At 34.0% G+C, this 12,838-nt stretch carries 13 protein-coding genes; 5 read left to right on the top strand and 8 right to left on the bottom strand.

Annotated elements, in window-relative coordinates; translation table 11 throughout:
• Positions 1–52 precede the first annotated feature (52 nt).
• On the top strand, positions 53–931 hold the full coding sequence (locus LUA90_RS11710) for a glycosyltransferase (RefSeq protein ID WP_231491032.1): 879 nt from the start codon (positions 53–55) through the stop codon (positions 929–931).
• Here the strand turns inward: LUA90_RS11710 and LUA90_RS11705 are convergent.
• From LUA90_RS11705 to LUA90_RS11675, 7 genes are all read right to left on the bottom strand, one after another.
• The gene (locus LUA90_RS11705) at positions 926–1,852 is read right to left on the bottom strand and encodes a glycosyltransferase family 2 protein (RefSeq protein ID WP_231460458.1); all 927 of its coding nucleotides are present in this window, start codon (positions 1,850–1,852) and stop codon (positions 926–928) included. The genes LUA90_RS11710 and LUA90_RS11705 overlap by 6 nt on opposite strands.
• A gap of 13 nt (positions 1,853–1,865) precedes the next feature.
• Positions 1,866–2,807 (bottom strand): glycosyltransferase family 2 protein, encoded by a 942-nt coding sequence (locus tag LUA90_RS11700; RefSeq protein WP_231460457.1) that lies wholly within the window; start codon positions 2,805–2,807, stop codon positions 1,866–1,868.
• A 13-nt stretch (positions 2,808–2,820) separates the two neighbouring features.
• Entirely contained in the window at positions 2,821–3,711 is an 891-nt protein-coding gene (locus LUA90_RS11695) for a glycosyltransferase family 2 protein (protein ID WP_231491031.1), read from the bottom strand.
• Positions 3,711–4,514: a hypothetical protein gene (locus LUA90_RS11690; protein WP_231460455.1), complete on the bottom strand. Its 804-nt coding sequence runs from the start codon at positions 4,512–4,514 to the stop codon at positions 3,711–3,713. The genes LUA90_RS11695 and LUA90_RS11690 overlap by 1 nt, the downstream gene beginning before the upstream one ends.
• Before the next feature lies 1 nt (position 4,515).
• Positions 4,516–6,342 carry an ABC transporter ATP-binding protein gene (locus LUA90_RS11685; protein ID WP_231460454.1) on the bottom strand — a complete coding sequence of 609 codons (1,827 nt, stop codon included), beginning with the start codon at positions 6,340–6,342 and terminating at the stop codon, positions 4,516–4,518.
• 129 nt (positions 6,343–6,471) lie between these two features.
• Complete coding sequence (locus LUA90_RS11680) at positions 6,472–7,458, bottom strand: glycosyltransferase family 2 protein (RefSeq protein ID WP_231460453.1); 987 nt, start codon at positions 7,456–7,458, stop codon at positions 6,472–6,474.
• The gene (locus LUA90_RS11675; RefSeq protein ID WP_231460452.1) at positions 7,459–8,334 is read right to left on the bottom strand and encodes a glycosyltransferase family 2 protein; all 876 of its coding nucleotides are present in this window, start codon (positions 8,332–8,334) and stop codon (positions 7,459–7,461) included. It abuts the gene before it with no gap.
• Positions 8,335–8,409: 75 nt separating this feature from the next.
• Between LUA90_RS11675 and meaB the strand changes: the two genes are divergently transcribed.
• Entirely contained in the window at positions 8,410–9,315 is a 906-nt protein-coding gene (gene meaB, locus LUA90_RS11670; RefSeq protein ID WP_231460451.1) for a methylmalonyl Co-A mutase-associated GTPase MeaB, read from the top strand.
• 94 nt (positions 9,316–9,409) lie between these two features.
• Here the strand turns inward: meaB and LUA90_RS11665 are convergent, their stop codons facing one another.
• On the bottom strand, positions 9,410–10,699 hold the full coding sequence (locus LUA90_RS11665) for an aminopeptidase P family protein (protein WP_231491030.1): 1,290 nt from the start codon (positions 10,697–10,699) through the stop codon (positions 9,410–9,412).
• Positions 10,700–10,870: 171 nt separating this feature from the next.
• On the opposite strand from LUA90_RS11665, the gene LUA90_RS11660 reads away from it, so the two are divergent.
• The 3 genes from LUA90_RS11660 to LUA90_RS11655 all read left to right on the top strand — a co-directional run bounded on the left by LUA90_RS11660 (position 10,871) and on the right by LUA90_RS11655 (position 12,838).
• Positions 10,871–12,217 carry an OmpA family protein gene (locus LUA90_RS11660; RefSeq protein ID WP_231460449.1) on the top strand — a complete coding sequence of 449 codons (1,347 nt, stop codon included), beginning with the start codon at positions 10,871–10,873 and terminating at the stop codon, positions 12,215–12,217.
• A 94-nt stretch (positions 12,218–12,311) separates the two neighbouring features.
• Positions 12,312–12,449: a DUF6728 family protein gene (locus LUA90_RS19580; RefSeq protein ID WP_370634352.1), complete on the top strand. Its 138-nt coding sequence runs from the start codon at positions 12,312–12,314 to the stop codon at positions 12,447–12,449.
• 8 nt (positions 12,450–12,457) lie between these two features.
• On the top strand, positions 12,458–12,838 hold the full coding sequence (locus LUA90_RS11655; RefSeq protein WP_231460448.1) for a RidA family protein: 381 nt from the start codon (positions 12,458–12,460) through the stop codon (positions 12,836–12,838).

Genomic DNA, 12,838 nt, shown 5'->3' with positions numbered 1-12,838 from the left:
AAATACTTACTTTCGTTAGCTTTATACATTTATTCTTATATAATTCTTTACGATGATATCAATAATTATATCTTCAACGGATCCTCACTTTCTAGAAAATGTAACTAAAAATATTACTGAAACTATTGGAGTACCATTCGAAATTATAAGTTTCGAAAACAGTGAAGGTAAAAAAGGTCTTTGTGAACTCTATAACTCCGGCGCTAAAGTGGCAAAATATGAATTACTCTGCTTTATGCATGAAGATGTTAATATAAAAACTCGTAGTTGGGGCGAAATCGTTAATCAAGCCTTTATTGCTAATACTAAATTAGGACTTTTAGGGATAGCTGGCAGTGTCTACAAGGCATTAAGTCCATCTGGGTGGCATAGCAACTCAGAAAATACAGAAAGAAGCAATATTATTCAAACATTTAAATTTTCTGATAAAACGAAGCTACATCATACAAGAAATCCTGATGAGGAAGAATTTACCAAAGTGGTCTGCGTTGATGGTGTATGGTTTTGTGCTTTAAAAAAAATAGTATTTGAAAATCCTTTTGATGAGGAGATTTTTAAAGGTTTTCATGCTTATGATATTGATTTTTCATTACAAGTTGGAAAAAAATATGAAATCAATGTCCGTTACGATATCCTTTTGCAGCATTTTTCTGAAGGCAATTTTAATAGATCCTGGTTAAATGAAATCATCAAACTTCATCAAAAATGGAGCATATTTTTACCAATTACAACGGTTGACTTAGATAATAAAACTTTGCAAGGTATTGAGAAAAGAACATTTAAAGATTTTATAAATAAAGCCTTATTCTACGGAATTTCAAAGAGACAACTTTTTAAGGTATTATGGATAAAGAATGGAATCAGAAGATATAACTTCGCCTTATTTCTAAAACTAAACCGCTATTTGATAAGAAAAGTGTCGAGCTCATAACTCATTCAAATTAGCTAAACTTAACTTCCTTGCAAAATTTATCTTACTTACTGAGCTTTTTTTCTTTCGGTTAGCGATAAAAAATAGATTGTCATAATGCCTAACGATAAATAAAAATGCACTCAATCGTTTCTTACCAGACAATAGCATTTTAAAAGTGTAGTACGCTTGCTGTATTAGCTCTGGATTTTTATTGTTTGGATAATCAGAACATTTTTTTATCCAATTTAGGTTAATTTTAACCCGTTTGCCTGTATTTTTTATGTCAGGTTTTAAACCTAAATTATCTGTAATGCTATTCGTATGCTGGCGATAGCTGACTAAAATTTTGTCAATAAATTTAATAGTACCAACATTAACGGCTACATAGGCTAGCCACCAATCATGAAAGAATCTTGTGTCAAAAGGCAATAAATGCTTAGTTAATTCTTGCCTAAACATCGACGCATGCCCAGATATGCAGTTGAATAGCAAAAATGGCAAAGCATCCTTACCTTGGTACATATGGTATCTATTAGCCATCGAAGCTACATTTAATACTTCACCGTGTTCATTAATAAAATTAGAGTCATGATATATTAATTGATTAGTGCCTATTTCATTTAGTAATGTTTCGACTTTATTTAAATTCCAAATATCATCTTGATCACATAAACATATGTATTCACCAGAACATTTTGTAATAGCTTTTTCGAAATTTTTAGTATATCCTAAATTTATCTCATTTGAAAATATATGAATGCGACTGTCATTATAAGATTTACAGATTTTTACGGTCTCATCACTAGATTTATCATCTATTATGATAATTTCTAAATTTTGGTATGTTTGATCAAGAATACTTTTTAGTTGTTCTCTTATAAATAAAGCACCATTGTAAGTACATATCGCAATAGAGATTTTTGGGTTTTGGAATGTCATCAGCTTTAAACGATTAACTTTTACACTCTTTAATTATTAAAATCAACGTGCTTAAAAAAGATTTGTGGTACAATTTAAACAGCCGCTGTTGGTGGCAAGCTAAAAAAAAGAATAAAGAAAAGGCAAATCCATTTTTAGGTTTGTTCACTAACAACCGAATTATCTTATTGATGAACTTTAATTCCTTATTATCATTTTCGTAAAATGATTTGATTGTTATCAAATGCTTAATCCTCAGATTGTTTAAGTTTAATTTTTCAGCTTTTTTATCATTATTTTCAACTACTAGTCGTTGATTGTCTTTTGAATGCTCCGTAAATGTTAAGGAAAAATTATGTTGACGGTATTCGACTAAAGTTTCGGGAAGATATTGTATCTGTCCTGTAACAGTTGCGACATAAGCTAGCCAATGGTCATGAGGAATTGTATTAGGAAAAGGTAAAATTTTATTTCTTAAATCTCTTTTGAACATAATTGAATGACCGGCAATACAATTATTTAACAATAAATTTCTACCGTCATTATTATCAAGATAACCTATTGTTTGCGAAAGCGTTTTATTAAGCAATTTTCCTTTCTCATCAACTAAAGCTGAGTTATGATATATTAAAAGTGAAGCTTGATTAAAGCTATCCTTAAGTTTACTTAGTTTTTGTAAATCCCAAATATCATCTTGGTCACTTAAAGCAATGTAATCACCATTGCAATAAGAAATTGCCTTTTCAAAGTTTTTTATGTAGCCTAAATTTGTTGGATTCTGATAAATCTTTACGAATGAAAATTTTTGCTCATAATCTTTCAAAATTTCTAAAGTACCGTCTGTTGATCTGTCATCAACAATAATAATTTCTTTGTTAATATAATCTTGATTGACTAGGCTTTGCAGTTGTTCATGTATATGAATTTGCCCATTATAGGTGCACACGGCAATACTTATCAAAGGCAGATTTAACATGGTTCAAAATTAACTAATTCGATTTGCTTTCTCTATACATTATCTTCAATAACGAAAAAACTGAACGCTTTCTGATGTAATAAAGGGATGTGAAATTTGTTAACAGCAGTGTAAAAAGTTTTAAGGAGAAAGTATTCCTATTTAATTCATCGTAACCAATTAATAAAGATTGAATAAATTCTTTTAGTTTTTTTGGCGTTAGTGGATGACTTAAAAATAGATTCAGATGCATTTTTCTTAGTGATTTTGCCTCAATTTTATCTTTACTTGTTGAACTTTCTGTATGCTTACGGTGGCGCACAAGTTTATCTGTTAAATAGCTTATTTTACCGGTGCAAGCTGCTGTATAGGCCAACCACCAATCATAATAAAGTCCTGAAGGGAAATTTTGGATAAGTTTTAAAAGTTCTTTTTTAAATAAACAGGTATGGCCAGAAACACAATTATAGTAAAGGAGGTTTTTACTACAATTGCCTTTAACAAATCGGTGATGAGAAAGTGTACTTTTTCCTGTCGGCACGTCCTGGTCATCTATAAATTCCGAATCGTGATAAATTAAAAGATCATCTCCGATGTTTTTAATCAAGAGTGTAATTTTGTTTTCGAGCCAGATGTCGTCTTGGTCTGCAATTGCAATAAAATCGCCCACACAATTATTAATCGCCTTTTTAAAGTTTTGGTTAAAACCTAAATTAGAATCATTTATCCAGAATTTAATATTTCGATTTTTTGCTGCATAATCCTCTAAAATAGCAGCAGTTCCATCATTAGATAAGTCATCGCTGATGATGATTTCTACATTCGGGTAATCTTGATTTAGAATGGAATCAAGTTGTTTGGCAAGGAATTTCTCGCCATTGTAAGTGCATAGAGCAATAGAAACAAGCGGTTGTTTCACATCCATTATTTTCTGCGCTTTTGTAATCCGTTCCACATCCTAACAAAAAACAAGAACAAACCATTTCCGGTTAACTTGCCTAAAAAAGAACCTGATAAATGAAAAACCGTAGAATTCGTTTGTATCCAACGCGTTCTAAAAAACCTATTATATTTGTTTATTAATTCTTTTCTGATTCGGAAAAAATCGCCATCCCGATTTCCACGACTTTTGTGCGTGAGGTTAAAAGGGATTACGTAAGATGAAAAGCCATTCAATTCGGCTTGCAATACTAAATCAGTTGCGTACAAATGGAAGCCATTTAAATTATTCGAAACTTTAAGGTTTGCGCTATTTTTTACCAGCAGAAAATTTTCGTCCAAACCTGTTACTTTCAAAGGAAATTTGCCTTTGTTCATAAAGGTTCCGTCTGGGTAAGAAATATAATACACAATATGGTTTGGTCCGGCGGCCCCAGCATTCCCGCAAACACCCCAAGCGGTATCTAAATTATCAAGCTTAGCCAGGCAATTTATTAAATCTTCATAACCATCTTGATTAATTAAAACATCCTGATGGCAGATTATGATATACTTCCCTTTTGCTTTCTTTAAAAATAAATTAATAGCAGAAAAGGCATCAAAATTATTTTTTTCAGTGTTGTCGGCATAAATAAATTCACATTTATCATTGCTAAAGCCTTTGGATAAAAATGATTGAAGCATTTCATTGTACTCTTGCTTACGGGTAACAAGCGTACACACCGAAAATTCAAAAGCATAATTTTCTGCCTGAATCGAAGTGGCAATATTTAAAATGCTTGTGCTCATTTTAATCGTTAAAGGCTTGCATATCAATTAATCGTTTATATAAGCCGTTTTTAAGCATCAAATCCTGATGAGAACCTGTTTCAATTACTTCGCCTTTATCAATCACAACAATTTTATCAGCATGTTGTATGGTGCTTAAACGGTGTGCAATCACGATTGAAGTTCTATTCTTCATTAAATTGTTCAAAGCTTCCTGTACTAATTTTTCTGATTCAGTATCTAATGCAGATGTTGCTTCATCCAACAACATAATCGGTGGGTTTGCTAAAACCGCTCTTGCAATACAAACCCGTTGTTTCTGTCCGCCTGATAATCTGTTACCTCTATCGCCCACAAAAGTTTGATAGCCGTTTTCGGTATTTTCGATAAAGTCATGCGCATTGGCAATTTTTGCTGCCGCGATAACTTCTGCTTCGGTTGCATCTGGCTTGGCAAAAGCAATGTTATTGAAAATAGTATCGTTAAAAAGAAAAGATTCTTGGTTTACCGTACCCATATTGCTTCGAATACTTTCAACCGTTAAATCTTTATAATCAATACCGTCAATTTTTACAATTCCTGATTTTGGATCGTGGAAACGCGGAATCAAATCCATCAGCGTACTTTTTCCGCCTCCTGATGGACCAACCAAAGCAATGGTTTGTCCTTTTTCTATCGTTAAATTAATGTTTCTTAGAACTTGTTTTTCGCCATAATTAAAAGCTACATTTTCAAAAACTAGCGATTTTTCGAAAGTATTTAAGGATTCTGCGTTTGGCTTATTATTAAGCTCTGGTTTTGTATCAATTAATTCTAAAACACGCTCTCCAGCCGAAATACCAGAATGGATGCCGCTAAACGAATCTGTTAATGCCTTAATGGGTTGCATAACCTGACTAAAAGTAGCAAGGTAAACCACAAATTCACCGCCATTTAAACTTCCCTGACCGGTTAAAATCATGGTTCCGCCATAAAGCAAAATAAATACGACAACCAATACGCCTAAAGTTTGCGATACTGGAGAAGCAAGCTGTTGCCTTCTTGCCATTTTTCGATTTAAAAAAGAGTAGAATTTGTTCTCTTCTCCAAATTTTTCCTTAACTCTGTTTGATGCATTAAAGGCTTTAATGATTTTTATGCCACTTAAAGATTCGTCCAGAAAGCCAATCATTTTTGCAAAAGATTCATGTGATTGCGTAGCTTGTTGCTTTAACCTTTTCACTATTTTACTGATGATAAAACCTGAAACCGGAATAATCAACAATGAGAACAGAGTTAATTTAACTGATATAGACAACAATACAGCAATGAAAAATATTAATTGTAAAGGCTCTTTAAAAACTACCTGTAGTGTATTGGTTACCGTAAACTGTACAACCTGAACATCAGAGGCAACTTTAGAAATAATATCTCCTTTTCTTTCGTTATTAAAGTAACCAACATGTAAATTCATCACATTATTAAAAACGGTTTTGCGAAGATTTAGTAGGGTATGTACTCTTAAATCTTCCATATAACGTTGAGAGAAATAACGGAAGAAATTTGCAAGAAAAACGGTAATTACAATTACTACACAAATTATCTGAAGGGCATAAACATCGCCATGTTGTGCAGTAATTTTATCAATATAAGATTGAAAAAGCTCTCTCGGATCTAATAAAGAATGCTCTCCTGAAGTTGTGAAAGGCTTTGTGGTACTATCTTTTAAAAAAATAGCTTGCATTAAAGGCCCTAGTAAAGTAAATAGAAATGTATTAAATATTATGGCAAAAAGCGTTGCGATAACATAAGGTATAGCAAACTTTTCAATCGGTTTTGCAAAAGATAATAAACGAAAATATGTCTTCATTTTATGTAAAAGGGTATATGTAAAATGGAATAAGGATTAAAAATGTATCCAAGAAACCAAATTTAAACTTTGCAAATGTACGGTTTTGAAACAGACCTATAAGTTTTTCACAGCCATACAGGTTTAAAATTACAATCGTTTTATGTTCTTACCTTCAAGCGATTGATTGATGATTTGCATAATGCCGCTTACATCAATAGTAGAATTGTTCTTCTTCTTTAAATTGCTTAGTCTATTTCTGCTTGCCTCAATCTCGATTTTTAAATCTTTATATTCCTGTAAAGCATTCCAAATCCAGTATTTACCGGTCAGTATTTTTGGTATAATTTCGGCAAAAAGCAAATGCAATGGTAATAAAGTTAAGCGCAAGCCATTTAACTCAATTGCTTGTAATAAAAAGCGATTTCGGTAATATATTTTCTTAATAAAGTTTGATTTTATCTGCGTTTTGGTACTTCCACTAACGTGATGATAACAAACTGATTGGTGCTCATAATAACATTTCCAACCCAATTGCCATGCCCTTAAACTTAAATCAAAATCTTCTGAAGAAAATGGCGAGAAAATTTCATCAAAACCACCTAATTCTTTCAGTTTTTTTGCATCAACTAAAGCATTTGCACCAGAAAGATAAGCCGTATAAACATTATCATCCGTTGGGTTTTCGCTGTAATAAAACTTACTGGCTTTAATTCGGCAACCGCTGAAATATAAAAGCCGGGCAGCATCTTCAATTTTACTACCATCAACACTCATAATTCTCGCCATTACCCCAAAAGTGTCTGGTTTTTCAAAATACCTCCATTGCTGCTCAAAATAATCTGGTGTTAGCTTCACATCCGAATTTAAAAGTAAAATCAATTCATATTTCGCCTCGCGGATGCCATGGTTGCAGGTATAAGAAAAACCTCTGTTTTTATCGTTAACTAGAAGTTTAATGTTGGGGTAAACTTGTTGAATAAAACTGATGCTATCATCTTTCGAGCCATCATCTATTACAATAACTTCAAAATCAGTTTTTGCATTTTGGGCTGCAGTAAATACCGATGGCAGATAATTTTCTAACAAATGCTTGCCATTATAATTCGGAATTACAATTGAAACGCTTTTCTGCATCTATTTCACAATTTTATAATTACGGTACTCAAATAAGCGCAAACCGGTTAGGTCTTCAATCTTTTGCAGCAGTTTTCTTCTAAAATTCATTTTTGATGGAAGCTTGGTTAAATCCTGCTCAAACTTCCAGTTGGCTGCCTCAATTCTTTCGGTCATCACCTTTGGGTGACTTCCATTAAAATGTACCAACCTATCAGCATTATGCATATCAAACGAATTTTGAACCGGATAACGTTCTTCAATCCATTCTTCAGTTTGATAATATTGGTTAAAATTTCTAACCTTGCCTTGTAATCCTTTAGGAGGTTTTACCCAGCCATAATGGTAAATGTAGGCATCAATTAATTTAACTTTTAACTTCCTATCGTTAATTCTAAAGCCTTGCGCATCGCGGTAAGATTGTATGCCAGGAAGATTTTTTAAAATCCTGACTTCCCGTCTGTACCATCTTCTCGATTCCGCAAGGTAATCGTAAGAAGCATAGAAATGTTTGTATTTTAAAAGCAGCGCTTCAACGTTGTTGTTGTTTAGCTCCTGCTCCATTTCTTTCCTTATCAAAGGCAAATAATCTTCGTGAATGGCTTCATCACCCTGGATGTAAACCATCCAATCGGTATCTTTGGATATCTCGGCAATGGCTTTATTAGTTTCATCGGCAAAAACGAAACCACCTTCCTTTAGGCTGTCATCCCAAATTGTGTTAATGGTTCTGATTTTCGGGTCGATGCTTTTAACCAAAGCCGAAGTTTCATCGGTCGAATTCCCTAAGGCAACTACAAAATCATCACATAAGGGTAAAACAGAAAGTATAGCTTCCCGTACCGGATAATCGTTTGAAATTGCATTTCTGATAAAGGTAAATCCGGTAACTTTCATTTAAAAAATTAGTTGATGATTTTAGATTCTTAACGGTTTATATTTTTGTTTATTTGTACAAATATAGTTTTATTGATGAATACCAGTCTATCTGTAATAAGCGAAATTAAGCAGGGAAATATTAAAACACTTGCCCGAACTTTGAGTTTGGTTGAGAATAATATTTCGCCATCGGCAACGATTTTGCGGGAATTGGATAGTAAAACAGATGTTAAAGTTATCGGTATAACGGGGCCACCTGGAGCAGGAAAAAGTACGCTTGTAAATGCCATTACCGACCATTTTACACAACAAAATAAACGCATAGCGATTTTAGCGATAGACCCAACTTCGCCATTTAATTTTGGCTCTTTGCTAGGCGATAGAATCAGAATGGCTAATCAGTTTAATAAGCCCAATGTTTTTATTCGTTCTTTAGCCACCCGTGGTGCATTAGGCGGTGTTTCGGTAAAAACAATTGAAATGGTTGATGTTTTAAAAGCCAGCAATTTCGATTTAATTTTGGTGGAAACGGTTGGTGTTGGGCAATCTGAAGTGGAGATTGCCGGTTTAGCTGATAAAACCATTGTTGTTTTGGTACCCGAATCGGGCGATGAAATTCAGAATATAAAATCTGGATTGATGGAAATTGCAGATTGCTTCGTGGTGAACAAGGCAGATAGGGAAGGTGCCGATACTTTTGCTAATAACCTCAAAAAGATGGTTCATCAGGGCGTTAAAGAGCTATCTGTTTTTAAAACAATTGCCGATAAAGGTTTAGGTATTGATGATTTGTGCAATTGGATGATGAAATCTGATATCGATAATCAATCAGAAAGGAAAATATTTTTATTTGCCGAAAAAGCCCTTAAGCTTATCCAGCAGGAAAAAATGAAAAATATAGACAAAAAAAAGCTCCGCGATGCCGTTCGCGAAGCTTTAAAAAATGATAATTTTAATATCTATCGTTTTGCTGATGAATTTCAATCATCTCAAAATTAGTTTTGTGAGGAGATTGCTTCGTTCCTCGCATTGACGATGTGGCGGCCGTTACTACGATGAACGAAGCAATCTTTAGACTATAGCACTGCCATTTTTAACCATTCATAATATCTTCAATCTCATCAGCCTCAACAGGTATATCGGCCATTAAATCGATGTTGCCATTTGATGTAATTAGGATGTTATTTTCCAAACGAATGCCCAAACCTTCTTGAGGGATATAAATACCAGGTTCTACAGTTAATATATTTCCAACGGCAAATGGCGTGTACCGTCCGGCAAAATCATGAACATCAATACCTAAATGGTGCGATGTTCCATGCATAAAATATTTCTTGTAAGCTGGCCAAGCAGGATTTTGTTTTTTTACATCATCAGTTGATATCAAACCAAGATTAACGAGTTGTTCGGTCATAAGTTCGCCAACTTGTTCATGATAAGTATTCCAAACGGCACCATCAACCAACAATTTAGTAGCGCCTTTCATTACATGGTGTACGGCTTTGTAAACCTGTTTTTGCCTGTCTGTAAATTTACCGCTAACCGGTATAGAGCGACTCATGTCTGCATTGTAATTCGCATATTCTGCTCCAAAATCAAATAAGATTACATCACCATCTTTACATTCCTGGTTGTTATCATTGTAGTGCAAAATGTTTGCATTATGGCCGGAGGCAATTATTGGCGTGTAGGCATGTCCGGTTCCGCCCTGGCGGATAAATTCATGGATAATTTCAGCTTCAATCTCATATTCTTTAACGCCTGGTTTTGTAAATTTTAAAACCCTCACAAAAGCATCACGGGTAATTGCACAGGCTTTTTTTGTTAGTTCTATTTCAACATCAGATTTTACAGCCCTAAGCTGGCGCATAATGGGAGCAGAACGCTCTAAATGATGTAATGGATATTTAGTTCGTATATCATTTATAAATCTGATATCCCGATAGGGAACTGTATGCGCATATCTATCGTTTTCATTTGCGTTTAAATAAATATTGTCTGCGTAGTTAACTATGCTGTGTAATATATTATCGAAATCATCTAGCCAATAAATGCTTTTAATGCCCGATGAAGCCATGGCTTGGTCCTTTGTATACTTATATCCTTCCCAAACTTTTATGTAATCGTTGGTCTGTCTTAAAAATAGGACTTCCCTATACAAAGGATTAGGACAATCGGGATAAAGCAGCAATATTGTCTGTTCCTGGTCAATACCCGATAAATAAAATAAATCGGGATTTTGCTTAAAGATGAAGTTTTGATCGCCGCTTCTAGGGAATTCATCATTCGATTGAAATATAGCTAATGAGTTGTCTTTTAAATGTTTAACGAAATTTTTTCTATTTAAAACAAATAAATCCTGATTGATTTGGGGATATTTCATAATTATTATAGTGTAAAACAGGTAATGGCCAAATGTAAGAAAATGATAAAGGATAGTGAAGTTTGGAACGGAGTTTGTATAAAAGTTTGAAAATTTAATATTTTGTTTAATTTTGCAGTTACTAAAAAATTAATCAATTAAATTGTTTAACCCTTAAAAAAGAAAAAGATTATGAATTATTCTACTTTAAAGAAAAGTGTTGCGCTTTCTTTAGTGGCATTAACAGGAGTTGCTTCTCTTGCTGTCGCTCAGGATGCTCCTGCAACAACTTCTGCTGTCAAGGTATTTGGCGGTAGAGGACAGTACAGAACATGGTCAATTGGCGTACACGGTGGTGTATTAATGCCGATTGTTGCTATTGGTGGTACTAATGATTTTAACAAATGGGATGCTAACTTAGGTTATGGTTTAAATATCCGTAAGCAATTAGGTCACTCTTTTGGTTTAGAATTAAACGGAACTCGTGGTAAATTATCAGGTACTAACGAAGGTATTACTGGTGCTACTGTAAGAGAATTCGAAACAGAAATGCAATATGCAGTTGATTTACGTGGTGTAGTTAACGTTGGTTCTATCGATTTCTTACGTCGTGAAAACGCTGTAAGTTTCTTCGTTACAGCTGGTGCTGGTTATATGGCTTATGCTCCAAAAGTAACTTATACTAACGGTACAGTTGTAGACTGGAAAGGTAAAGCTTTAGGTCCTGCTGATGACAGACACGATTCCCCAAAAGATTACGTAAAAGCTATGTATATCCCTGTTGGTGCTGGTGTTAAATTCAAAGTTTCTGAGCGTGTTAACTTTAACTTAGGTTACACTATGAGCTTTGTTGATGCTGATAACTTAGACGGAGTTTATGCTAAAGGTCAAACTAAAGATAAATTCTCTTACGGTTATGCTGGTTTAGAATTCTCTTTAGGTTCTTCTGCAAAACCAAGTTTAGAATGGTCTAACCCATTAGCTACTATGTACGATGAGTTAAAAGATCCTACTTTACGTCAAGAAGTTGAAGCGTTGAAAAACCGTGTATCTGCTGTTGAAAAATCTGTTGAAGATTTGAAAAAAGATACTGATGGTGATGGTGTAGCTGATCAATTCGACAAATGCCCAGGAACTCCTGCAGGTACTGCTGTTGATGGTTCAGGTTGTCCTCTTCCTAAAATGGTTGCTGATACTGTTGCAAGTAATGTAACAGGTTTCGAAAAAATCTCTTTTGATTTCAACTCATCTGTATTAAAAACTGAGTCTTACCCTACTTTAGATAAATTATCTTCAGTGTTACGTGAAAACGGTGGTAAAGCAACTGTAACTGGTTACGCTTCAAGCGAAGGTACTGCTGCATATAACATGAAATTATCTAAAGACAGAGCTAACTCTGTTAAAACTTACTTAGTAAACTCTGGCGTTAACGCTAGTCAAGTTACTACTAAAGGTTTAGGCGAAGCTAATCCAATTGCTTCAAACGATACTGAAGAAGGTCGTATCCAAAACCGTCGTGTTGAAACTGCTAGAAACTAGTATTTCAATATAAAATTTTAGAAGCCCCGATTTATCGGGGCTTTTTTTATGCCTTTTAATTTTAAGGCTTCGCCTTTTTTGTTAAGTTTGCTTTATGTACTTCTTTAGAAAAAAGAATCCCGATAGGCCAAATAATATAAATTTAAAAATCATGCATTTTATAAATGCATTGGCCATCATTGTTTTTCTGGCAGGTATCATCTATAAGCTTGTTGAATGGCTTTCTAAATAATAAATAAAATGAAACAAATTATTAATACCACCAATGCGCCAGCGCCTATTGGTCCATATAACCAGGCTGTTATGGCTGGCAATTTCTTGTTTGTATCTGGTCAGGTTGCCATAAATCCTGAAAACGGTGAGTTAAATATGCCTAATATTGAAGAAGAAACACACCAGGTAATGCGAAATCTAAAGTCGGTATTATTAGAGGCTGGTTTAACTCTAGATAATGTAGTTAAAAGCAGTATTTTTTTAACAGATATGGGCAACTTCGCTGCGGTAAATGAAATCTATGGTAAGTATTTTACTTCGGATTTTCCTGCTAGAGAAACCGTTCAGGTTTCGGCACTACCAAAAAATGTTAATGTAGAAATTTCTGTGATTGCAGTTAAAGGCTAA

Origin of the sequence: Pedobacter sp. Leaf170 (assembly GCF_920984665.1) — a bacterium.
Taxonomy (GTDB): domain Bacteria; phylum Bacteroidota; class Bacteroidia; order Sphingobacteriales; family Sphingobacteriaceae; genus Pedobacter.
This window is presented reverse-complemented; position numbering and strand designations above follow the sequence as displayed.

What these genes read in the sequence shown, in the direction of transcription:
- LUA90_RS11665 (WP_231491030.1), bottom strand. Translation starts at nt 10,699, where the DNA reads ATGAAATATCCCCAAATCAATCAGGATTTATTTGTTTTAAATAGAAAA.
- LUA90_RS11710 (WP_231491032.1), top strand. Translation starts at nt 53, where the DNA reads ATGATATCAATAATTATATCTTCAACGGATCCTCACTTTCTAGAAAAT.
- LUA90_RS11680 (WP_231460453.1), bottom strand. Translation starts at nt 7,458, where the DNA reads ATGCAGAAAAGCGTTTCAATTGTAATTCCGAATTATAATGGCAAGCAT.
- LUA90_RS11695 (WP_231491031.1), bottom strand. Translation starts at nt 3,711, where the DNA reads ATGGATGTGAAACAACCGCTTGTTTCTATTGCTCTATGCACTTACAAT.
- LUA90_RS11690 (WP_231460455.1), bottom strand. Translation starts at nt 4,514, where the DNA reads ATGAGCACAAGCATTTTAAATATTGCCACTTCGATTCAGGCAGAAAAT.
- LUA90_RS11685 (WP_231460454.1), bottom strand. Translation starts at nt 6,342, where the DNA reads ATGAAGACATATTTTCGTTTATTATCTTTTGCAAAACCGATTGAAAAG.
- LUA90_RS11660 (WP_231460449.1), top strand. Translation starts at nt 10,871, where the DNA reads ATGAATTATTCTACTTTAAAGAAAAGTGTTGCGCTTTCTTTAGTGGCA.
- meaB (WP_231460451.1), top strand. Translation starts at nt 8,410, where the DNA reads ATGAATACCAGTCTATCTGTAATAAGCGAAATTAAGCAGGGAAATATT.
- LUA90_RS19580 (WP_370634352.1), top strand. Translation starts at nt 12,312, where the DNA reads ATGTACTTCTTTAGAAAAAAGAATCCCGATAGGCCAAATAATATAAAT.
- LUA90_RS11700 (WP_231460457.1), bottom strand. Translation starts at nt 2,807, where the DNA reads ATGTTAAATCTGCCTTTGATAAGTATTGCCGTGTGCACCTATAATGGG.
- LUA90_RS11655 (WP_231460448.1), top strand. Translation starts at nt 12,458, where the DNA reads ATGAAACAAATTATTAATACCACCAATGCGCCAGCGCCTATTGGTCCA.
- LUA90_RS11705 (WP_231460458.1), bottom strand. Translation starts at nt 1,852, where the DNA reads ATGACATTCCAAAACCCAAAAATCTCTATTGCGATATGTACTTACAAT.
- LUA90_RS11675 (WP_231460452.1), bottom strand. Translation starts at nt 8,334, where the DNA reads ATGAAAGTTACCGGATTTACCTTTATCAGAAATGCAATTTCAAACGAT.